At 71.0% G+C, this 22214-nt stretch carries 17 protein-coding genes; 9 read left to right on the plus strand and 8 right to left on the minus strand.

Annotated elements, in window-relative coordinates:
- Window positions 1-12 precede the first annotated feature (12 nt).
- From nuoL to nuoN, 3 genes are read left to right on the plus strand one after another with little or no spacing between them, the layout of a single operon-like run.
- Window positions 13-1896, plus strand: a complete 1884-nt coding sequence (nuoL, locus tag ACWGI6_RS02795) for an NADH-quinone oxidoreductase subunit L (RefSeq protein WP_453265825.1) — start codon at window positions 13-15, stop codon at window positions 1894-1896.
- A gap of 3 nt (window positions 1897-1899) precedes the next feature.
- A complete protein-coding gene (locus ACWGI6_RS02800) occupies window positions 1900-3585 on the plus strand; it encodes an NADH-quinone oxidoreductase subunit M (protein WP_453265826.1) in 1686 nt (561 codons plus the stop codon).
- Window positions 3582-5273, plus strand: coding sequence for an NADH-quinone oxidoreductase subunit NuoN (gene nuoN / locus ACWGI6_RS02805; RefSeq protein WP_453265827.1), 1692 nt, complete (start codon window positions 3582-3584; stop codon window positions 5271-5273). The genes ACWGI6_RS02800 and nuoN overlap by 4 nt, the downstream gene beginning before the upstream one ends.
- A gap of 86 nt (window positions 5274-5359) precedes the next feature.
- On the opposite strand, the gene ACWGI6_RS02810 is transcribed toward nuoN, so the two are convergent.
- From ACWGI6_RS02810 to fahA, 3 genes are all read right to left on the minus strand, one after another.
- Window positions 5360-5845: a hypothetical protein gene (locus tag ACWGI6_RS02810; protein ID WP_453265828.1), complete on the minus strand. Its 486-nt coding sequence runs from the start codon at window positions 5843-5845 to the stop codon at window positions 5360-5362.
- Between the two features lie 172 nt (window positions 5846-6017).
- The gene (locus ACWGI6_RS02815) at window positions 6018-6671 is read right to left on the minus strand and encodes a GOLPH3/VPS74 family protein (protein ID WP_453265829.1); all 654 of its coding nucleotides are present in this window, start codon (window positions 6669-6671) and stop codon (window positions 6018-6020) included.
- Complete coding sequence (gene fahA / locus ACWGI6_RS02820; RefSeq protein WP_453265830.1) at window positions 6668-7870, minus strand: fumarylacetoacetase; 1203 nt, start codon at window positions 7868-7870, stop codon at window positions 6668-6670. The genes ACWGI6_RS02815 and fahA overlap by 4 nt, the downstream gene beginning before the upstream one ends.
- Before the next feature lie 284 nt (window positions 7871-8154).
- On the opposite strand from fahA, the gene ACWGI6_RS02825 reads away from it, so the two are divergent.
- From ACWGI6_RS02825 to ACWGI6_RS02850, 6 genes are all read left to right on the plus strand, one after another.
- A complete protein-coding gene (locus tag ACWGI6_RS02825) occupies window positions 8155-9435 on the plus strand; it encodes a carboxylate--amine ligase (protein ID WP_453265831.1) in 1281 nt (426 codons plus the stop codon).
- Complete coding sequence (locus ACWGI6_RS02830; RefSeq protein ID WP_453265832.1) at window positions 9432-10634, plus strand: FAD-dependent oxidoreductase; 1203 nt, start codon at window positions 9432-9434, stop codon at window positions 10632-10634. The genes ACWGI6_RS02825 and ACWGI6_RS02830 overlap by 4 nt, the downstream gene beginning before the upstream one ends.
- Before the next feature lie 468 nt (window positions 10635-11102).
- Window positions 11103-12116, plus strand: coding sequence for a polyprenyl synthetase family protein (locus ACWGI6_RS02835; protein WP_453265833.1), 1014 nt, complete (start codon window positions 11103-11105; stop codon window positions 12114-12116).
- A 271-nt stretch (window positions 12117-12387) separates the two neighbouring features.
- Window positions 12388-13671 carry a LolA family protein gene (locus ACWGI6_RS02840; RefSeq protein WP_453265834.1) on the plus strand — a complete coding sequence of 428 codons (1284 nt, stop codon included), beginning with the start codon at window positions 12388-12390 and terminating at the stop codon, window positions 13669-13671.
- A gap of 94 nt (window positions 13672-13765) precedes the next feature.
- A complete protein-coding gene (locus tag ACWGI6_RS02845; RefSeq protein WP_453265835.1) occupies window positions 13766-14824 on the plus strand; it encodes an ATP-binding cassette domain-containing protein in 1059 nt (352 codons plus the stop codon).
- The gene (locus tag ACWGI6_RS02850) at window positions 14811-15683 is read left to right on the plus strand and encodes an ABC transporter permease (RefSeq protein ID WP_453265836.1); all 873 of its coding nucleotides are present in this window, start codon (window positions 14811-14813) and stop codon (window positions 15681-15683) included. The genes ACWGI6_RS02845 and ACWGI6_RS02850 overlap by 14 nt, the downstream gene beginning before the upstream one ends.
- On the opposite strand, the gene rarD is transcribed toward ACWGI6_RS02850, so the two are convergent.
- The 5 genes from rarD to ACWGI6_RS02875 form a co-directional block, all read right to left on the minus strand.
- On the minus strand, window positions 15673-16704 hold the full coding sequence (gene rarD / locus ACWGI6_RS02855) for an EamA family transporter RarD (RefSeq protein WP_453265837.1): 1032 nt from the start codon (window positions 16702-16704) through the stop codon (window positions 15673-15675). The two genes, ACWGI6_RS02850 and rarD, sit on opposite strands and share 11 nt — an antisense overlap.
- Before the next feature lie 192 nt (window positions 16705-16896).
- Window positions 16897-17763, minus strand: a complete 867-nt coding sequence (locus ACWGI6_RS02860) for an SDR family oxidoreductase (protein WP_453265838.1) — start codon at window positions 17761-17763, stop codon at window positions 16897-16899.
- Window positions 17764-18081: 318 nt separating this feature from the next.
- Window positions 18082-19176, minus strand: coding sequence for a 2-oxoacid:ferredoxin oxidoreductase subunit beta (locus ACWGI6_RS02865; RefSeq protein ID WP_453265839.1), 1095 nt, complete (start codon window positions 19174-19176; stop codon window positions 18082-18084).
- A complete protein-coding gene (locus ACWGI6_RS02870) occupies window positions 19169-21121 on the minus strand; it encodes a 2-oxoacid:acceptor oxidoreductase subunit alpha (RefSeq protein WP_453265840.1) in 1953 nt (650 codons plus the stop codon). The genes ACWGI6_RS02865 and ACWGI6_RS02870 overlap by 8 nt, the downstream gene beginning before the upstream one ends.
- Before the next feature lie 297 nt (window positions 21122-21418).
- A complete protein-coding gene (locus ACWGI6_RS02875; RefSeq protein ID WP_393906526.1) occupies window positions 21419-22078 on the minus strand; it encodes a LuxR C-terminal-related transcriptional regulator in 660 nt (219 codons plus the stop codon).
- Window positions 22079-22214 lie beyond the last annotated feature (136 nt).

Below are 22214 nucleotides of genomic sequence, written 5' to 3' on the forward strand. Positions count from 1 at the left end.
GGGTCGCACAAAGTGGAGAACTTGATCGCGCTGCTTGTCGCGGCACCGCTGGTCGGTGCGGCCCTGCTGTTGTGCGGCGGCAAACGATTCGACCGCACCGGTCACTTGATCGGCACGCTGTTCTCGGTGGCGTCGTTCGCCGTCGGGGTGGTGCTCTTCGCCGGCATGCTCGGCAAGGGGGCCGAGGACCGTGCGCTGCACCAGCATCTGTTCAGCTGGATCCCGGTCGGCGGCTTCCGGGCCGATATCGCCTTCCAGCTCGACCAGCTGTCGATGACCTTCGTCCTGCTGATCACCGGTGTCGGATCTCTGATCCACATCTACTCGATCGGCTATATGGAGCACGACGAGCGGCGCCGCCGCTTCTTCGGCTACCTCAATCTCTTCCTCGCGGCGATGCTGCTGCTCGTCCTCGCCGACAACTACCTTCTGCTGTACGTCGGCTGGGAGGGCGTCGGCCTCGCCTCGTACCTCCTGATCGGGTTCTGGCAGCACAAGCCGAGCGCGGCCACCGCCGCCAAGAAGGCGTTCCTGGTCAACCGCGTCGGCGATATGGGCCTGTCCATCGCGATCATGCTGATGTTCACGACGTTCGGGACCTTCGCCTTCGGCCCGGTGCTGGCCGCCACCGGTGACGCTTCCGAGGGCAAGCTGACCGCCATCGGGCTGATGCTGCTGCTGGCCGCTTGCGGCAAGTCGGCGCAGGTACCGCTGCAGTCCTGGCTCGGCGATGCGATGGAGGGCCCGACCCCGGTCTCGGCCCTGATCCACGCCGCCACGATGGTCACCGCCGGCGTGTATCTGATCACCCGCTCCGGGGCGATCTTCAATGCCGCGCCCACCGCCCAGCTGGCGGTGGTCGTGGTCGGTGCGGTCACGCTCCTCTTCGGTGCGATCGTCGGTTGCGCCAAGGACGACATCAAGAAGGCGCTGGCCGGCTCGACGATGTCGCAGATCGGCTACATGATCATGGCCGCCGGCCTCGGCCCGATCGGCTACGCCTTCGCGATCATGCATCTGGTCACCCACGGCTTCTTCAAGGCGGGCCTCTTCCTCGGCGCCGGTTCCGTGATGCACGGCATGAACGAGGAGGTGGACATGCGGCGTTACGGCGGCCTGCGGAAGTACATGCCGGTCACCTTCGTCACCTTCGGACTCGGCTATCTGGCGATCATCGGCTTCCCCGGTCTGTCCGGCTTCTTCTCCAAGGACAAGATCATCGAGGCGGCGTTCGCCAAGGGCGGCACCGAGGGCTGGATCCTCGGCGGCGCGGCCCTGCTGGGCGCAGCGATCACCGCGTTCTACATGACCCGGGTGATGCTGATGACGTTCTTCGGCGAGAAGCGCTGGAATCCCGACGAGGTGCATCCGCACGAGTCGCCGAAGGTCATGACGTTCCCGATGATCGTGCTGGCCATCGGATCGGTCTTCGCGGGCGGGCTGTTCAGCATCAACGAGGCCTTTGTGAAGTGGCTGGAGCCGGTCACCTCGTTCGCGCACGGCCACTCCCCGGTCAGCGCCGCCACGGTCACCGCCGCCACGATCGTGGTGCTGCTCATCGGCGTCGGCATCGCCTGGCTGATGTACGGCCGCAAGCCCGTTCCGGCGCTCGCCCCACGCGGCTCGCTGCTGACCCGGGCCGCCCGCCGCGATCTGCTCCAGGACGACTTCAACCACGTCGTCTTCGTGCGCGGCGGCGAAGAGCTCACCGGCACGCTCGTCCAGCTCGACCGCTCCCTGGTGGACGGCGCGGTCAACGGCACGGCGGCCTCGATGCGCGGACTCTCCGGCCTGCTGCGCCAGTTGCAGACCGGATTCGTCCGTTCGTACGCGGTCCAGATGCTGGGCGGGGCCGCCGTTCTCGTCGCCGCGACCCTGCTGATGAGGGGTGTCTGAGCCATGTCGTTTCCCCTGCTGACGGCGGTCGCCGCGGTGCCGGCGATCGGTGCGATCGCCACCGCCGCGCTGCCCGCCGCCAAGCGCACCGCGGCCAAATGGCTCGCGCTGCTGTTCTCGCTGGTCACCTTCGCGCTGGCGCTGGTGGTCGGGTTCCGCTTCGACCCCGGCGCCAAGGGCCCCTTCCAGCTCACCGAGTCGCACGCCTGGATCAGCGACTTCGGCGTCCGCTACGAACTCGGCGTGGACGGCATCGCGGTCGCCCTGATCGCGCTGACCACCCTGCTGATCCCCTTCATCATCCTGGCCGGCTGGCATGACGCCGACCCCCTGGAGACAGCGTCCGACAGTGGCTCCGCCACGGGCACGCCCAACCGCTACAGCTGGCGGCCCACCCAGGGCTTCTTCGCGCTGATCCTGGCCGTCGAGGCGATGGTGGTCATCTCCTTCGAGGCCACCGACGTCTTCCTCTTCTACATCTTCTTCGAAGCCATGCTGATCCCGATGTACTTCCTCATCGGCGGCTTCGGGGACCGGGCGGGCGGGGACGGCGAGGAGCAGTCCGCGAACCGGCGGTCGTACGCCGCGGTGAAGTTCCTGCTCTACAACCTCGCCGGCGGGCTGATCATGCTGGCCGCGGTGATCGGCCTCTATGCGGTCACCGCCCACCAGCTCGGCACCGGCACGTTCTCGCTGCAGCAGATCGTCGAGGCGCGGGCGGCCGGCAAGCTGGAGATCTCCACCGGCACCGAACGGCTGCTCTTCCTCGGCTTCTTCTTCGCCTTCGCGGTGAAGGCGCCGCTGTGGCCGCTGCACACCTGGCTGCCCGGCGCCATGGGCGAGTCCACGTCACCGGTCGCGGTGCTGATCACCGCGGTGGTGGACAAGGTCGGCACGTTCGCGATGCTCCGCTTCTGCCTCCAGCTCTTCCCCGAGGCCAGCAGCTGGGCCACCCCGGTCATCCTCGTCCTCGCGCTGATCAGCGTGCTGTACGGCGCGCTGCTGGCGGTCGCCCAGCGGGACATCAAGCGGCTGATCGCCTACGCCTCGATCTCCCACTTCGGCTTCATCATCCTGGGCATCTTCGCGATGACGTCCCAGGGCCAGAGCGGCGCGACGCTCTACATGGTCAACCACGGCATCTCGACCGCCGCGCTGATGCTGGTCGCCGGCTTCCTGATCAGCCGCCGCGGCTCGCGGCTGATCGCGGACTTCGGCGGCGTCCAGAAGGTCGCCCCGATCCTCGCCGGTACGTTCCTCATCGGCGGCCTCGCCACCCTGTCGCTGCCCGGCCTGGCGCCGTTCGTCAGTGAATTCCTGGTCCTGGTCGGCACGTTCAGCCGCTATCCGGTGATCGGCATCATCGCCACCCTCGGCATCGTCCTCGCCGCGCTGTACGTCCTCGTCCTCTACCAGCGGACGATGACCGGACCGGTGAAGGCCGGGGTGAAGAGCATGCCGGACCTCCGGGTGCGGGAGCTGGTGGTGGTGGCGCCGCTGATCGCGCTGCTGCTCTTCCTCGGGGTGTACCCGAAGCCGCTCACCGCCCTCGTCAATCCGGCGGTGGGCCACACCCTGTCCGTCGTGGACAAGAAGGATCCCAAGCCCACTGTGCAGGTGGACGCCGTGCCCGGCGGAGGCCGGTCCGGCCACGCCGTGCGTGATCAAGACGGGGAGGCCGCGAAATGAGTTCCGTGGCAAGCGTCCACAGCCTGTGGACAGTCGCGGCCGGTGCACCGGGCAAGATCCCGGCGCCGCACATCGAGTACGCCCAGCTGGCGCCGACGCTGATCGTCCTCGGCGCGGCGGTGCTCGGCATCCTCGTCGAGGCGTTCGTGCCGCGCCGCAACCGCTACTACTCCCAGCTGCTGCTGACCGTGGTGGCGCTGGCCGCCGCGTTCGCCGCGGTGATCGGCCTGGCGGCCGGCGGCTTCGGCTCGTCCAAGGCGCATATCGCCGCCATGGGTGCCCTCGCCGTCGACGGCCCGGCCCTGTTCCTGCAGGGCACGATCCTGCTGGTGTCCCTGATCGCCGTCTTCACCTTCGCCGAGCGCCGGCTCGAACCGGCAGCGCACGGCGGTGGGGCATCCCCTGCTCGAACGAAGTTGAGAGCTCGGGGACAGGTGGACTCCTTCGCCGCGCAGGCCGCGGCCGTCCCCGGCGGCGCCGCCGAACAGGCCGCGGTGAAGGCGGGGTTCACCACCACCGAGGTCTTCCCGATCGTGCTCTTCGCGGTCGGCGGCATGCTGGTCTTCCCGGCGGCCAACGATCTGCTGACGCTCTTCATCGCGCTGGAGGTCTTCTCCCTCCCGCTGTACATCCTGTGTGCGCTGGCTCGCCGCCAGCGGCTGCTGTCGCAGGAGGCCGCGGTGAAGTACTTCCTCCTCGGCGCCTTCTCGTCGGCGTTCCTGCTGTTCGGCGTGGCCCTGCTGTACGGCTACGCGGGCACGGTCACCTACGCCGGGATCGCCGAGGTGGTCTCGGACGGCGCCAAGCAGATCGATCCGGCGCTGGCCGGCACGATGGGCAATGACGCCCTGCTGCTGATCGGTGCGGCGCTGGTGCTGATGGGGCTGCTGTTCAAGGTCGGCGCGATTCCGTTCCACATGTGGACCCCGGACGTCTATCAGGGCGCGCCGACCCCGGTCACCGGCTTCATGGCGGCCGCCACCAAGGTCGCGGCCTTCGGGGCGCTGCTGCGTCTGCTGTACGTCGCCCTGCCGGGTCTGCGCTGGGACTGGCAGCCGGTGATGTGGGGCGTCGCGATCATCACGATGCTGGGCGGCGCGATCGTCGCCATCACCCAGACCGACATCAAGCGGCTGCTGGCCTACTCCTCCATCGCGCACGCCGGCTTCATCCTCGCCGGTGTCATCGCCACCAGCGAGGAGGGCATCTCCTCGGTGCTCTTCTACCTCGGCGCCTACTCCTTCGTGACCCTCGGCGCCTTCGCCGTCGTCACCCTGGTGCGGGACGCGGGCGGCGAGGCCACCGCGCTGTCCAAGTGGGCCGGGCTCGGCCGGCGTTCACCGCTGGTGGCCGCGGTCTTCGCGGTCTTTCTGCTGGCCTTCGCCGGTATCCCGCTGACCTCCGGGTTCGCCGGAAAGTTCGCGGTCTTCAAGGCGGCGGCGCAGAGCGGCGCGGGCTGGCTGGTGGTCGTCGGTGTGCTCTCGTCGGCCATCGCCGCGTTCTTCTACATCCGCGTCATCGTGCTGATGTTCTTCAACGAGCCCAAGGCGGACGGCCCGACCGTCGCGGTGCCCAGCCCGCTGACCACCACGGCCATCGCCATCGGCGTCACGGCCACGCTGGTGCTCGGCCTGGCGCCGCAGTACTTCCTCGACCTGGCCGGCCAGGCCGGGGTCTTCGTGCGCTGAGAACCGGCGGCGCGGCACGGCAACGGCCGCCGCCCGGAGCCCTCGGGGGGTTCCGGGCGGCGGCCGTCCGTCAGCCGGCGGGCCGGTCAGCTCTTGGGCATACCGCTCGGCAGCTGCGGCATGTCGGGGACCTTCACGCTGCCGTCGCTGGACTTGGTGTACTTCTCGGTGGGGCCGTTCTTCCAGTCGACGGTCAGGGTCTTGCCGTCAGCGCCGGGCTTGAGGGTGCCCATGGTGCGGGTGGTGTCCCCGTCGGTGCACTTGAGGGCGGCCATGGTCACCCCGGCCATCTCCTGGACCTTGCCCAGACACGCGGACTTGTGTCCGTTGCTGAAGGCCACGGTGCCCTTGGTGATCACGAGGACCTGCGGGCTGCTGCCCGAGCCGGCCTTCCAGGCACCCTCGACGGCACCCGGGCTCGCGGGCTTGTCGGCGCCTCCCGGAGTCGACGGCGCGGCCTGCGGCGTCTTGCTCGGCTTGCTGTCGCTGCCGTTGTCGCCGCTGCTTCCGCAACCGCTGAGCAGCATCGCGGCGATGGCTGCCGCCCCGGCGATCTGTGCTGCCTTGCGCACGTACGTCTCCTCCGTTGTGGGTCAGGGACACGTGAGGCTAGCAGCGGCACCGGACGGCGGTCCGGGCCGCGGCCCGGATTGCGGCAACGCCGGTACGGACTTGGTGTGGGGCTGTGACGTAGGGGCGCACAGAAGGGGACGGGCAGGTGCAAGCACGGCATTCCGGTCCCGCTCAGCCGGAAGCCGCATTCGACGCCGCCTCCTTGTCCCGCCGTACCGCGCGCTGCACCGCATCGGCCGTCCAGATCTCCCGCGCCAGCCGCTTCATCTCGCGCCGTACGGGGCGGTACTCGCGGCTCAGCAGGAGTTTGCGGTCCAGGTCGGTCGCCGAGGTCAGCGCGGCGATCAGCCGGCTGCGGCGGTCCGGGAATCCGGCGCCGAGCGCCGCGGCGAAGCGTTCCCGGGCCGGGCCGATGAGGTCCACCGCCCCGGCCGGGAAGCGCTCGTACGGGAAGAGCCCCAGGGCCCGCCGGGTCTCCCTGCGCAGCGCGCCCCGCTCCTCCAGCCGGCGCAGACACAGCTCCTGGACCGGCCGCCCGGCGCTGCGCACCCAGCGCTGCGCCTTGACGCCCCTGCGCTGCTTGGCCGGGTCGGGCAGCGCCGCCAGCGCGCCGTCCAGCACCGGATCGCCCAGCGGCAGCGGGTTGGTCACCGTGATCCGGTCGCGGCCCTCGACGGCGATCCGCCCGGCCACCTCCAGGTCGGCCAGCGCCGCGCCGGCCAGCCCGTAGCGCAGGTACTTGGTGTGGTTCAGCGACCGGCCGCGTACCGGGTCGAGGGCGAGCAGCAGCAGTTCCTCCGGCAGGGTGAGCGGTGCGCCGGTCATACCGCGGGCAGGATGCGGCCGGTGACCTCGCCCAGGCCGATCCGGGCGCCCTCGGGGCCGGGTGCCCAGGCGGTGAGGGTGACCTCGTCGCCGTCCTGGAGGTAGGGGCCCTTGCCCTGGGTGAGTTCGAGCAGACAGCCGAGCTGGTCGGGGTCGGGCCCGGAGACGGTGCCGGAGGCGAACAGGTCGCCGCTGCGGAGCGAGGCGCCGTTGACGGTCATATGGGCGAGCTGCTGGGCGGCCGTCCAGTACATGGTGGAGAACGGCGGCCGGGAGACGGTCTTGCCGTTGATGCGCACCTCGATGCGGATGTCGATCCCGCCCGGCTCCGCGCCCGCGTCGTCGAGGTAGGGCAGCAGCGGGACGTCCCGGGCGGGCGGCGGCGTACGGGCCTCGTCGAGGGCGTCGAGCGGGGTGATCCAGGCGGAGACGGAGGTGGCGAAGGACTTGCCCAGGAAGGGGCCGAGCGGCACGTACTCCCAGGCCTGGATGTCGCGTGCGGACCAGTCGTTGAGGAGGCAGACGCCGAAGACATGGTCGCGGAAGGCGTCCAGCCCGACGGGTTCGTGCAGCGTGGAGGGCGTACCGACGACAAAGCCGACCTCGGCCTCGATGTCGAGGCGGAGGGAGGGGCCGAAGGTGGGCGCGTCGTCCGCGGGGGCCTTGCGCTGGCCGTGGGGCCGTACGACCGGGGTGTCGCTGACGACGACGGTGCCCGCCCGGCCGTGGTAACCGATCGGCAGATGCTTCCAGTTGGGGGTCAGCGCCGCGGCGTCCGGGCGGAAGATCCGGCCGACGTTGGTGGCGTGGTGCTCGCTGGCGTAGAAGTCGACGTAGTCGGCGACCTCGAAGGGGAGGTGCAGCGTGACCTCGGCGAGCGGATGGAGCAGCGGCGCCACCTCGTCGCGGTGCGCCGGGTCGGTCACGGCGCTGCGGACGGCAGCCCGGATCTGCTGCCAGACGGGGCGGCCGGCGGCCAGCAGCGGGTTGAGGGTCGGGGCCGCGAGCAGCTCGGCGTGCGGATGGATGGCGGCGGGCAGCGCGCTCGGCAGTGCGCTCAGATCGAGGACCTGGGTGCCGTAGCGGACGCAGATGCGGCGCTGACCGGGCGCGTCGGCGGTGCTGAAGACGCCGTAGGGCAGGTTGTGCGGGCCGAAGGGATCGCCTTCCGCCAGGTCGAACGGGCTCTGCTCGGGCATGGACAGCTCCTCGCGTTCGTCGTCGCCGGTGGGCGACCGGGCCGGCCGGGCCTGGTGGCCCGCGGGCCGGCGGTGCCGACGATCAGCGTACGGCCGGGCGGGGACGGGCGGGACGGTCATGGGGCGTGAGGACGTGGAGGCGTACGAATTCGGACGGCGGGTGCGCCGTGTGATGCGCCCCCAAGCATCGGCAATGTCCGGAAAAGCCTTGCTGCACTACGCAATTCGGGCCTAGCTTCCTTTCCTGGCACGGGCCGGGGTGGGACGTTCCGTTGGGGGGACACGTGGCTCGCAGTGGCGCACGGCTCGCGGTCGACCGGAGCGTTCCGGCACTGATCGTGAAGATCGGGGCTTACCCCCTGCACCACGGCGGTGTGGGGGCGATCCGCAGCCTGGGGCGGCTCGGTGTGCCCATGTACGCCGTGACGGAGGACCGCTTCACACCGGCGGCCCTCTCCCGCTACCTCCGTGGCCGCTTCGTCTGGCCGACCACCGGGCGGGAGGAGCCGGACCGGCTGGTGACGGGGCTGCTGCGGATCGGCCGGCGGATCGGCCGGCCGACGCTGCTGCTCCCCACCGACGAAGAGGCGGCCGTACTGATAGCCGAGCATGCCGAGGCGCTCGCCGGGTCGTTCCTCTTTCCCCGGGTCGCTCCCGGTCTGCCGCGCCGGCTGGCCAGCAAGCAGGGCCTGCACGAGCTGTGCGTCGCGCACGGGGTGCCCTCGCCGGCCGCCGTTTTCCCCGGCTCGTACGCGGACATCGAGGCGTACGCCGGGCGGGCGCGCTTCCCGGTGGTGGCCAAGAACCGCGAGGCGTTCGTACGGCGCAAGAGGCCGGCCGTCGGCGGTACGACCCGGATAGGAGGGCCGGAACAGTTGCTGGATCTGGCCCGTGACTGGGGCCCGCGGCCGGGCGTGATCCTCCAGGAGTATCTGCCGCGGGAGCAGGCCGAGGACTGGATCGTGCACGCCTGCTGCGGCGCGGACGGTGCGCCGCTGGCGTTGTTCACCGGCGTCAAGGTGCGCTCCTGGCCGCCGCACGCCGGCATGACGGCCTGTGCGTACGTCGTCGACAACCCGGAACTCGCCACGATGACGGAAGAGTTCATCCACCGCATCGGGTTCACCGGCATCGCCGATCTGGACTGGCGGTTCGACCGCCGCGACGGCCGGTACAAACTGCTGGACTTCAATCCCCGGATGGGCGCCCAGTTCCGGCTCTTCGAGAACGCGGCCGGGGTGGATGTCGTACGCGCCCAGCACCTGGACCTCACCGGGCGCACCGTCCCCGGGGGCGCGCAGCGGGCCGGGCGCCGCTTCGTCGTCGAGAACGTCGATCTGCCCGCACTGCTCGCATACCGGCGCGGCGGCTCCCGCTCCCCGCACACTCCGGCGCGGGCCTCCGGCACCGAGCTGGCGTGGTTCGCGGGCGATGACCCGCTGCCGTTCTTCACGATGCTCGCGCGGTCCGTCGGGCCGGGCGCCAGGCATCTGATGCAGCTGCGGCGGGCGGGCCGCCGGGCGGGTACCGAGGCACCACTCAGGCAAGGGGAGGGACCGAAGTGAGCACTCCGGTAGCGGTCATCGGGGCCGGTCCGTACGGCGTGTCGACGGCCGCGCATCTACGGGGGCGCGGCCTGCCGGTGCGGGTCTTCGGGCAGCCGATGGCGAGCTGGCGCACGCAGATGCCCGCGGGCATGCTGCTCAAGTCGACGCCGGTGGCCTCCAGCATCGACGCCCCGCAGCCCGGCCACACCCTCGGCGACTTCTGCGCGGAGACGGGGGAGGGGCCCTACGCCTCGGACTGGGACATCCTCCCCGTCGAGGTGTTCATCCGGTACGGACAGTGGGTGCAGCAGCGGCTGGTACCCGATCTGGAGCAGGTCAGGGTGGTCTCGGTCGACCGGCGGGGCGACGGCTTCGAGCTGAAGCTGGACAGCGGGGAACAGGTCGCTGCGCGGGCCGTGGTCGTCGCCACCGGCCTGAGCGGGCTGGCGCAGCTGCCGCCGGAGCTGGCCGCCGCGATCCCGGACGGGCCGTCCGCCACGGGGCCGGTCTCGCACAGTTCGCAGCACCACGATCTGTCCGCGCTGGCCGGCCGGGAGGTGGTCGTGATCGGCGCCGGGCAGTCGGCGCTGGAGAGCGCGGTGCTGCTCGCCGAGGCGGGCGCGGCGTCCGTACGGGTGGTGGCGCGCGGCCCCGCCGCGGTGGGCTTCGGCGCGCCGCCGGACCGCCAGCCCCGTCTGCGGCCGCCGTCGCCGTTCGGCAACGCCTGGTCGCTGTATGCGCTGACGCATTACGCCGGTGCCTTTCGCCGGCTGCCGGTGCCCGCCCGGCGGTATCTGGTGCGGCGGGTGCTCGGCCCGCTGGGTGCGTGGTGGCTGCGGGACCGTTTCACCGGCCGGGTGCAGGTGACGCAGGGGCGGCGGATCGTACGGGCGACGGTCCGTGACGGCCGCCCCGTGCTGGCGCTGCGCGGCGCCGACGGGCAGGGCGGGGAGCTCGCCGCCGACCATGTGCTGGCCGCGACGGGCTACCGGATGGATCTGGCGGCACTGGACTTCCTGGGCCAGGGGCTGCGCACCGGGATCGTGACGCGGGCCGGCGGGCCGCTGCTGGACGCCGGCTTCCGCTCGTCCGTACCGGGGCTGTACTTCACGGGGTTGCCGGCTGCCGCCTCGTTCGGGCCGGTGATGCGCTTCGTGTGCGGCACGGAGTTCGCCTCGCCGCGGCTGGCACGGGCGGTGGCGCGGGCCTACCGGTGAGGCCGGGCGGGGCCCGCTGCTTCTTGTGGGGCCCGTGGTCCCGCCCGCGTGCGGGAAGTCATCCTGTGCTGCGGTGAATTCGGAGGGGCGGCACGCCGTACGTCCCCTCGGCGGGCCGCGGGGGCGAGCGGCCGTGGGCGGGGGTGAGCCGGGGCCGGGCCACGGTGCTCCGTGCCGGGCGTCGGTGCTCCGGGCCGGGCCCCGGTGTGCCGTGCACGGGCCGGGCGGTCGGCCTTGCCGGACAACAAGACGGCCAGAAATACTCTTGTCGTTGCCGGACCCCATGCTCCCGCGTCACACTCGCGTCAACAGGTGATCCAGAACCTGCGGCGGGGTCGCTGTCCTTCGCGGGTGGGTCGGGGGGCGGGCGCTCACGGTGATCGAACTGCGACCGGATACGCTGGCCAACGGTGGAGACAGCGACAGATCGACATTCAGTTTGATCGTCAGCAGACAGGAGTACCCCTCGTGACCGTCGTCGGGCCCTTCGGGCTGAGCGTGCGGGACCAGGCTCTTGAGGCCGATGTCCAGGCCGGGTTGGCGGCTGTCGAGGAGGGCCTGCTGGAGGCCACCAAGAGCGACGTGCCGTTCATCACCGAATCCGCGCAGCACCTCGTGCGCGCGGGCGGTAAGCGGTTCAGGCCGCTGCTGGTATCGCTGGCCGCCCAATTCGGTGACCCCTACAGCCCGGGCGTGGTGCCCTCCGCGGTCGTCGTGGAGCTGACGCATCTGGCGACGCTGTATCACGACGACGTGATGGACGAGGCCGATGTGCGCCGCGGTGTGGCCAGCGCCAACGCCCGCTGGGGCAACTCCGTCGCGGTGCTGACCGGCGACTTCCTGTTCGCCCGCGCCTCGCACATCCTCGCCGACCTCGGGCCGGAGGCGGTCCGCATCCAGGCCGAGGCGTTCGAACGCCTGGTGACCGGCCAGATCCTGGAGACCGCGGGCCCGCGCGACGGCCGCAACCCCATCGACCACTATCTGGACGTGCTCGCCGGCAAGACCGGCTCGCTGATCGCCGTCGCCTGCCGGTTCGGCGCGATGATGTCGGGCGCCGAGGAGTCGACGGTCAACATCCTCACCCAGTACGGCGAGCGGCTGGGCACCGCCTTCCAGCTGGCCGACGACGTGCTGGACATCGCCAGCGACTCGCATGAATCGGGCAAGACCCCCGGCACGGACCTGCGCGAGGGCATTCCGACGCTGCCCGTGCTGCATCTGCGGGCGCGCGCCGAGAGCGACTCCGGTACGCCCGAGGACCGTGCGCTGTGCGAGCTGCTGGCGGGCGACCTCACCGACGACGCCCGGCACGCCGAGGCACTGGCCGGCCTGCGCGCCCACCCTGCGCTCGAAGAGGCCCGCCGCGACACCGTGCGCTATGCACAGGAGGCCCGCGCGATGCTGGCGCCGCTGCCGTCCTGCACGGCCAAGTTGGCGCTCGAGGGGCTCTGCGACGCGGTGGTGCACCGGGCGGGCTGAGGTCTGCCTCCGGAGCCCGTCCCCCTCAACCCCTAGAGCCCGCCCCCGGATCCCCTAGGGAAAGATCAGACTCCCGTTGTACGGATTCCGCCCTCGGGTGACCGTGCGTCATACCTCAGCAGTAGGACGAGTTGCTCCCGCCGGGTGACGTTATCCGCGAGGCGATTTGGTGAGATGGAAACACCAGAGCGCGGCGGAGGGGCCACCATGAGCCCCAGGGGTGGACGAGTGGACAGCGCAGCAACCGCCGCATACGACGGAGGTAGGGCAGATGCCACGGAACGAACCGACACAGGGCACCGAAGGATGGGACGGGGAGCGCTCCCCGGGGCGCCGTAAGGCGGTGCGGTACGCCGTACCCGTCGCGGTGGCGGGGGTGGCGGCGGCCACGATCGGGCTGGTCCCGGCGTTCGCCGGCTCCGGTTCTCCGGACCTGCCGAAAATCTCGGCACAGGACCTGATAGCCAAGGTCGCCAAGTCGGATGTCCAGCAGCTCTCCGGGACGGTCCGGGTCACCACGGACCTCGGTCTGCCGTCCCTGCCCGGCGCCGGTGGCGGAGCGGGCGGCTTCGGCGGTGGCCAGGGCGCAGGGAAGGGCGAGGACGGTGCCTCCGCAGCGCCCCAGAACAAGCTGATGGAGCTGGCGTCCGGCGCGCACACGCTGCGCGTCGCGGCCGACGGCCCCGAGAAGCAGCGGGTGTCGATCGTCGACAAGGCCGCCGAGTACAGCCTGGTCCACAACGGCAACGAGCTCTGGGCCTACGACAGCGGCAGCAACACCGCGCTGCACAGCACCGCGCCCGCCGCCGGCCGGCACGGCAAGCAGCACCGGACGGCCGAGGGCCTCCCCGAGGGCCTGAAGAACGCCACCCCGCAGGACCTCGCGAAGCAGGCCCTGAAGGCGGCCGGTGACACGACCTCGGTCACCGTCGACGGCACCGCCAAGGTCGCCGGGCGGGACGCCTACCAGCTGCTGATCAAGCCCAAGCAGGCCGCCTCGACGGTCGGCTCGATCCGGGTCGCGGTGGACGCCGACAACGGCGTGCCGCTGAAGTTCACCCTGACCCCCAAGAGCGGTGGCGCGGCCGCCATCGACGTCGGCTACACCAACGTCGACTTCGCCAAGCCCGCCGCGAGCACGTTCTCCTTCACCCCGCCCAAGGGCGCCAAGGTCGTCGAGGGCGACAAGGCGCGGGCGACGGCGCAGCGCGAGCACGGCAAGGGCATCCGGTCCCACAAGGACGTGCAGGACGTCAAGAAGGACATGGGCGGGCTGAACGTCCTCGGCAAGGGCTGGACGTCCATCGCCACGATCAAGGGCGACGGCTCCGGCCTGCCCGCCGGCAAGGACCAGGGCGCCGGCAAGGACCAGGGTGCCGGCGGCGACGCCGGCAAGTTCCTGGACAGCATCGGCGAGAAGGTGAACGGCTCCTTCGGCTCCGGCCGGGTCTTCAGCACTCGCCTGGTCAACGCCCTGGTCACGGACCACGGCACGGTCTACGTCGGCGCCGTCGACAAGCAGGCCCTGATCGACGCGGCCAACGCCGCCAAGTAACGGGCCACCGCAGCAGCGCGGGACCGCCGTGCCACCCCTTTGCGGGTGGCACGGCGCGGCCCGTGAACCCATCCGTACGACGTTGGGGGAGCCGATGCCACAGCCGCCCGCCTCAGGGTCCGAGGGCGCCCGTCCGCCCGACGGCGGGCCCGGCTCCCGGACGGCCGGGGACCCGGCGATCGAGACGCGGGGGCTGACCAAGGCCTACCGCGGCGGCCAGCTCGCCGTCGACGGTCTCGATCTGGCCGTACCGCGCGGCAGCGTCTTCGGCTTCCTCGGCCCCAACGGCTCCGGCAAGACCACCACCATCCGCATGCTGATGGGCCTGATCGAAGCGAGCGCCGGCAGCGCCCGGGTGCTCGGGCAGCCGATGCCCGCCGCGGGCCGCCGGGTGCTCCCCAAGGTCGGGGCCCTCATCGAGGGACCGGCGCTCTACGGCTTCCTCAGCGGCCGGGACAACCTCCGGCGGTTCGACGCCGCCGACCCGCTCGCCGATCCCCGTACCCGTGCCGGGCGGGTCGGCCATGCACTGGAGCGGGTGGGCCTGGCCGCCGCGGCCGGCAAGAAGGCGCGCGCCTACTCCCTCGGCATGAAGCAGCGCCTCGGCCTGGCCGCGGCCCTGCTCCAGCCCCGTGAACTGCTGGTCCTCGACGAGCCGACCAACGGCCTGGACCCGCAGGGCATGCGGGAGATCCGCGCCCTGATCCGCGAACTGGCGGCGGACGGCACCACCGTCTTTCTCTCCTCCCATCTCCTCGACGAGATCGAGCAGGTCTGCACCCATGCCGCGGTGATGGCCCGCGGCCGGCTGATCACCCAGGGCACGGTCGCCGCTCTCTCCGCCACGGTCCTCGACTCGCGCGGCAACGGGCGGCTGACGGTGACCACCCCCGACACGGCCGACGCGGTCCGGGTCCTCAAGGAGCGCGGCCTGACCGGCCTCCAGGTCACCGACGACCGGGTGACGGGTGAACTCCCGGACGCGGAGGCGCCCATGGGCAGTCCGGAGGGCGGGGACCCGCCGGACCTGGCGGATCTCAACGCCGCGCTGGTGCACGCAGGTGTACGCGTCCGCGGCTTCGGTACGGACCGCGCCTCGCTGGAGGACGTCTTCGTGCAACTGACCGGGGAGGGCTTCGATGTCGCAGGCTGAAGCGGCGTCGCGCACGCCCCGACCGCTGTGGTCGCTGGGTCTGCTGCGCAGCGAGATCGTGACGACGTTCCGGCGCTGGCGCACTCTCGCGCTGCTGGCGGTGCTCGCGGGCGTACCGGTCCTGGTCGGCGTCGCCGTCAAGATCGAGACGGGCGACGGCGGGCCGGGCGGCGGTGGCGGCCCGGGCGGCCCGGCGTTCATCTCCCAGATCACCAACAACGGCCTCTTCCTGGTCTTCACCTCGCTCGCGGTGACGCTGCCGTTCTTTCTGCCGATGTCCATCGGCGTGATCGCGGGTGACTCCCTCGCCGGTGAGGCGCACGGCGGGACGCTGCGCTATCTCCTGGTGGCGCCCGCGGGCCGCACCCGCCTGCTGCTGGTCAAATACGCCACGACCCTGACGTTCTGTCTGGTGGGCACCCTGGTCGTGGCGCTGTCCGCGCTGGCGACCGGCGCACTGCTCTTCCCCCTGGGCGATGTCACCCTGCTCTCGGGTACGTCCGTGTCCTTCGGCGAGGGGCTGTTGCGGGCACTGGCCATCGCGGTCGCGGTCGCGCTGTCCCTCATCGGGGTGGCCGCCGTCGGCCTGTTCATCTCGGCGCTCACCACCAGCGGTATCGCGGCCATGGCGACCACGGTCGGTCTGCTGATCACCGTGCAGATCCTGGACACCCTCCCGCAGCTGCACGCCATCCAGCCCTATCTCTTCCCGCACTACTGGCTGTCGTTCGCGGACCTGCTCCGCGACCCCGTCTACTGGGACCAGCTGCAGAAGAACATCGGCCTGCAGGCGCTGTACGCCCTGGTGTTCGGCTCGGCCGCCTGGGCGCGCTTCACCACCCGGGACATCACGGTGTGATGCCGGGAGGCGGCGTCGCGGCCGGTGCGCCGGGGTTCTGCGCCGCCGCCGCTGCCCGGTCCGCTTCCGTCCCCTGCACGGCCCCGGCCGCGGCCGCCTCGCCCGCACGGGCCGCGGCGTCGGCCAGCGCCGCCCGCGCCCGCCGTGCCGTCCGCAGCGCATCCCAGGTCAGTACCGCCAGGGCCGCCCACACCAGAGCGAACCCGGCCCAGCGCTCCGGCGGCATCCGCTCGTGGAAGACGGTGAGCCCCAGCAGGAACTGAAAGGTCGGCGCCAGATACTGCATCATCCCGATCGTCGTCAGCGGCAGCCGCATCGCCGAGGCGCCGAAGCAGATCAGCGGCACCGCCGTCGCGATTCCGCAGCCCGACAGCAGCAGAGCCTGGCCCACCCCGCCGGTGGTGAAGCTGGACTCGCCGTGCAGTCCGAGGAAGACCACGAAGCCCAGCGCGGGCAGCGCCTGCAGGGCCGTCTCGGCGCTGAAGCCCTCGATCCCGTCGAGCTTGATGCCCTTTTTGGCCAGCCCGTACGTCGCGAACGAGAAGGCCAGCCCGAGCGCGATCCAGGGCACCTTGCCGTAGGCGGCGGTCATCACGACGACGGCGAGGAGGCCGATCCCCACCGCCGTCCACTGCAGCGGCCGCAGCCGCTCGCGCAGCACCAGCACGCCGAAGGCGATGCTGACCAGCGGATTGATGAAGTAGCCGAGCGAGGCCTCCAGGACGTGCCCGGCGTTGACCGCCCAGATGTAGAGAAACCAGTTCACCGAGATGACCAGGGCGCAGATCAGGATCAGCCCGAGCCTCTTGGGCTGCCGTAGCAACGGGCCGATCCACGACCAACGGCGCAGCACGGCCAGGATGACGACGGCGACGGGCAGCGACCACATCATGCGATGGGCCAGGATCTCGGACGGCGAGGCGGCGTCCAGCAGATGCCAGTAGAGCGGCAGCAGGCCCCACATGGTGTAGGCGGCGAGACCGTAGGCGAGTCCGACACGCTGATCGTTTCGAGGCTGCAAGGGGGACCTCCTGAGGGTGCTTCGCCGCCTCTGTGAAAGTAGCGCCGCCCGGCCCTGCTGTCATGCCTGTCTTGGCATACGGTCATGACAGGCCGGCCAAGTGGGGTGCGGGCCGGCCGGGCCGGGGGACATGGGCGAACCGAAGGCCCGCTCAGCGGGAGTACGGGAGCCGCTGCGGACCGGCAGGCCGTTTCAGACGGGGAGTTCCTTCAGCGCCTCCGCGATCGCCTCGGCGATCGGAGTGGTCGGGCGGCCGAGCAGCCGGGACAGCTCGCCGGGCGTCGCGGCGAGTTCGCCGCGGGCGATCCCCGCGTCCGCCTCGGCGACCATCTGCGCGCCCAGCGCCGCTGCCCCCGCCTCGACCATCAGCGCCACATACCGCTCCTGCGGCAGGTCCTGGTACGGGATCGTCCGGCCGGTCTGCCGGGACACCTCGGCCGCGTACTCGGCCATCGTCCAGGCGGTGTCGCCGCTCAGCTCGTACACCGTGTTCTCCTGGCCGCTGCCGGTGAGGACGACGGCGGCCGCCTCGGCGTAGTCCCGGCGCGCGGCGGTGGCCACCCGGCCGTCGCCGGCGCTGCCGACGACGGCGCCGGTCTTCAGGATGCCGGCCAGCGCACCGGTGTAGTTCTCGTGGTACCAGCCGTTGCGCAGCAGGCAGTACGGCACCCCGGACGCGAGCAGCGCCTGCTCGGTGGCGATGTGCTCCTCGGCGATGGAGAAGGTGGCGGTCGGCCCGCCCAGCACGCTGGTGTACGCCAGCAGCCCGACGCCCGCCTCCCGCGCGGCGTCGATGACGGCGCGGTGCTGGGTGAGGCGCCGTCCCGCCTCGTTCCCGGAGATGAGCAGCACCCGGTCGCCGGCCGCGAAGACTCCCTGGAGCGTCTCGGGCCGGCCGTAGTCCGCGATCTTGATCTCGACACCGCGGGCCGCGAGGCCGGCGGCCTTGGCGCGGTCACGGGCGAGCGCGACGAGATCGCCCGGTGCGGTGCGCCTCAGCAGCTCCTCGATGACGAGCCGGCCGAGTGCCCCGGTGGCACCGGTGACGACGATGCTCATGTCCTACCCCCTGGCGGTTGGGAAGCCGCCAGCATGGCACCCGCACCGGGCGCGCAGAAGGGACGCGCCCCGACGGATGCACACGGGGGATCCCGGGGACGCCGGTGGCGCGCGGCCGGTACGCCCATGGTGCCCAGCCGGTACGCCGATGGCGCGCGGCCGGAGCGGACCGCGGGGGCGCCGGAAACGCAAACGGGTGCCCGTACGGAACGCCCTGAGGCGTTCCGTACGGGCACCCGCGAGCGGTCCGGCGCACTCCCAGGGCGTACCCGCGAGGCGGCTACGCGCTCGGAAGTGTGGTGGACACCCTTCGGGCCGTCAGCCGACGACCGTCCAGGTGTCGTTGCCGGCCAGCAGGGCGCCGAGGTCGCCCTTGCCCTTCTGCTCGATGGCGTCGTCGAGCTGGTCGGACATCAGGGTGTCGTAGACCGGCCGGTCGACGCTGCGCAGGACCCCGATGGGGGTGTGGTGGAGCGTGTCGGGGTCGGCGAGCCGGGAGAGGGCGAAGGCCGTCGTGGGCGAGGGGTTGTGCGCGTCGTGCACCAGCACACCTCCCGTGCCCTCCTCCCGTACGTCGATGACCCGGAGGTCGCCGGTGGCCGGGTCGCGGACCACGCCCTTGGAGCCGAAGCCGTCGGGGGCCAGGGCGCCGAAGCGGATCGGCTGCCCGTGCTCCAGGCGGATGACGGCCTCCTCGGCCTTCTCCTTGTCCTTGAGGACCTCGAAGGCGCCGTCGTTGAAGATGTTGCAGTTCTGGTAGATCTCCACCAGCGCCGTCCCGGGATGGGCGGCGGCCTCGCGCAGCACCGAGGTGAGGTGCTTGCGGTCGGAGTCGACCGTGCGCGCGACGAAGGAGGCCTCGGCGCCGAGCGCCAGCGAGACCGGGTTGAACGGTGCGTCCAGCGAGCCCATCGGCGTCGACTTGGTGATCTTGCCGACCTCGGAGGTGGGGCTGTACTGCCCCTTGGTCAGACCGTAGATCCGGTTGTTGAACAGCAGGATCTTGAGGTTGACGTTGCGCCGCAGGGCGTGGATGAGGTGGTTGCCGCCGATGGAGAGCGCGTCGCCGTCGCCGGTGACGACCCACACGGACAGGTCCCGCCGCGAGGAGGCCAGGCCGGTGGCGATGGCGGGGGCGCGGCCGTGGATGGAGTGCATCCCGTAGGTGTTCATGTAGTACGGGAAGCGGGACGAGCAGCCGATGCCGGAGACGAAGACGATGTTCTCCTTGGCCAGGCCGAGCTCGGGCATGAAGCCCTGCACGGCGGCAAGGACGGCGTAGTCACCGCAGCCGGGGCACCAGCGCACTTCCTGGTCGGACTTGAAGTCCTTCATGGACTGCTTGGCGTCGGCCTTGGGCACCAGGGAGAGCGCCTCGATCTGCGAGGACCCCTCCGCGATCGTCTCAGTCATTGATGGCCTCCTTAAAGACCTCCGCGAGCTGCTCGGCCTTGAACGGCATTCCGCTGACCTGGGTGTGCGACTGTGCGTCGACGAGATACCTGGCACGCAGCAGAGTGGCGAGCTGTCCGAGGTTCATCTCCGGCACGATCACCTTCTCGTAACGCGCCAGGACCTCGCCGAGATTCCCCGGGAAGGGGTTCAGGTGGCGCAGATGAGCCTGAGCGATGCGCTCCCCGGCGCCCCGTACGCGCCGTACCGCCGCGGTGATCGGCCCGTAGGTCGACCCCCAGCCCAGCACCAGGGTGCCGGCGCCCCGGCCGCTGTCGTCGGCGGGGTCGTCGACCTCGATGTCCGGGACGTCGACGCCGTCGACCTTCGCCTGGCGGGTGCGCACCATGAAGTCGTGGTTGGCCGGGTCGTAGGAGATGTTGCCCGTGCCGTCCTGCTTCTCGATACCGCCGATACGGTGCTCCAGGCCCGGCGTGCCCGGCACCGCCCAGGGACGGGCCAGCGTCTGCTCATCGCGCTTGTACGGCCAGAACACCTCGGTGCCGTCCGCCTGCTGATGATTGGGTCCCGAGGCGAACTGGGTCCGCAGATCCGGCAGTTCGTCGACGTCGGGGATCCGCCACGGCTCGGAGCCGTTGGCCAGATACCCGTCGGAGAGCAGGAAGACCGGGGTGCGGTACGTGAGCGCGATCCGGGCCGCTTCCAGCGCCGCGTCGAAGCAGTCGGCCGGTGTCTTGGGCGCCACGATCGGCACCGGTGCCTCACCGTTGCGCCCGTACATCGCCTGCAGCAGGTCCGCCTGCTCGGTCTTCGTCGGCAGGCCCGTCGACGGCCCGCCGCGCTGGATGTCCACGATCAGCAGCGGCAGCTCCAGGCTGACCGCCAGACCGATCGTCTCCGACTTCAGCGCCACACCGGGCCCCGACGTGGTCGTCACCGCCAGCGCACCACCGAACGCGGCGCCCAGCGCCGCGCCGATCCCGGCGATCTCGTCCTCCGCCTGGAACGTGCGCACACCGAAGTTCTTGTGCTTGGACAGCTCATGCAGGATGTCGGAGGCCGGGGTGATCGGATACGAGCCGAGATACAGCGGCAGATCCGCCTGCCGGCCGGCCGCGATCAGCCCGTAGGAGAGCGCCAGGTTCCCGGAGATATTGCGGTAGGTGCCGGTCGGGAAGGCCTTGGTCGCCGGCGCGACCTCGTAGGAGACGGCGAAATCCTCCGTCGTCTCCCCGAAGTTCCAGCCCGCCCGGAACGCCGTGACATTCGCCTCCGCGATCTCCGGCTTCTTCGCGAACTTCGCCCGCAGGAACTTCTCGGTGCCCTCGGTCGGCCGGTGGTACATCCACGACAGCAGCCCCAGCGCGAACATGTTCTTGCTGCGCTCGGCCTCCTTGCGGGAGAGCCCGAACTCCTTGAGCGCCTCGATCGTCAGCGTCGTCAGCGGCACCGGGTGGACGTTGTAGGCCTCCAGCGACCCGTCCTCCAGCGGACTGGTCGCATATCCCACCTTCGCCATCGGACGCTTGGTGAACTCGTCGGTGTTGACGATGATGTCCGCGCCCCGCGGCACATCCGCGAGGTTCGCCTTCAACGCGGCCGGGTTCATCGCCACCAGCACATTCGGCGCGTCACCGGGCGTGAGGATGTCATGGTCGGCGAAGTGCAGCTGGAAGCTGGAGACACCCGGCAGGGTTCCGGCAGGCGCACGGATCTCGGCGGGGAAGTTCGGCAGCGTCGACAGGTCGTTACCGAACGACGCGGTCTCCGACGTGAACCGGTCACCGGTGAGCTGCATACCGTCACCGGAGTCACCGGCAAACCGGATGATCACCCGGTCGAGGCGTCGGACTTCTTTGCCTTCGCCGCCGTCACCGGAAGCGCGCTCATCCCCGACAAGCGCTGCGTCGGTCTGCTCGGCTGTGCTACTGACCTGGCTGGTCACTGCTTCGGACCTCCCTCGAGGGGTGCGGCGTCCCCGCCGGAGGCAGGGCTCGGGACGTGTGTCGTACTGACCGGTTGTCCCATAACCATCGTACGTGGGTAAGGGTGGCCTTCCCTGGGGCGCTCGCATGCTGGACGGCAGCATGAGACACCGATCTGGTGTGTTTTGTCATGAAATCACCACCCCCGGTGCCCCCTCATTCATGACGCTCCGGACTCCTCCATTGGTTCTACGGCCAAAGTCCTGGACCCCGGTGGAAAACGCCTCGGGCCACCCATCTGACAGGGTGTCAGGTGGTTAGGAGCTGAGGTAGGTGAGCACTGCGAGCACCCTGCGGTGATCCCCGTCACTCTGCGACAGGCCCAGTTTCAGGAAGATGTTGCTGACGTGCTTCTCGACCGCACCGTCGCTGACCACCAGCTGCCGGGCGATCGCGGAGTTCGTCCGGCCCTCGGCCATCAGCCCCAGCACCTCCCGCTCCCGGGGCGTCAGATGGGCCAGCACATCCTGCTTACGGCTGCGGCCCAGCAGCTGCGCCACCACCTCCGGGTCCAGCGCGGTCCCGCCCCCGGCGACCCGGACCACCGCGTCGACGAACTCCCGCACCTCGGCCACCCGGTCCTTGAGCAGATAGCCGATGCCCCGGCTCGACCCGGCCAGCAGCTCCGTCGCGTACTGCTCCTCGACGTACTGCGAGAGCACCAGCACCCCGAGGCCCGGGTGGTCCCGGCGCAGCCGGATGGCGGCCCGGACCCCTTCGTCGGTGTGCGTCGGCGGCATCCGTACGTCCGCCACCACCACATCCGGCAGCGCCCCCTCGTCCGCCAGCTCCCCGATCGTCTTGATCAGCGCCTCGGCGTCCCCCACACCCGCCACGACCTCGTGCCCCCGGTCGGTGAGCAGCCGGGTCAGGCCCTCACGGAGCAGCACCGAGTCCTCGGCGATGACCACCCGCACCTTGTCCTCCACGGCTCAGACTCCCCCATGCCTCATCGCATCCCACCCCTGTCGGCCTCCAGCATCCCAGCATCCGGACGACCGCGAGGTGGATGAGGGGATCAGGGGCGAAGAAACGGGCGGGAGGCGGGCGAGA

Source organism: Streptomyces sp. NPDC054786, from assembly GCF_053611685.1.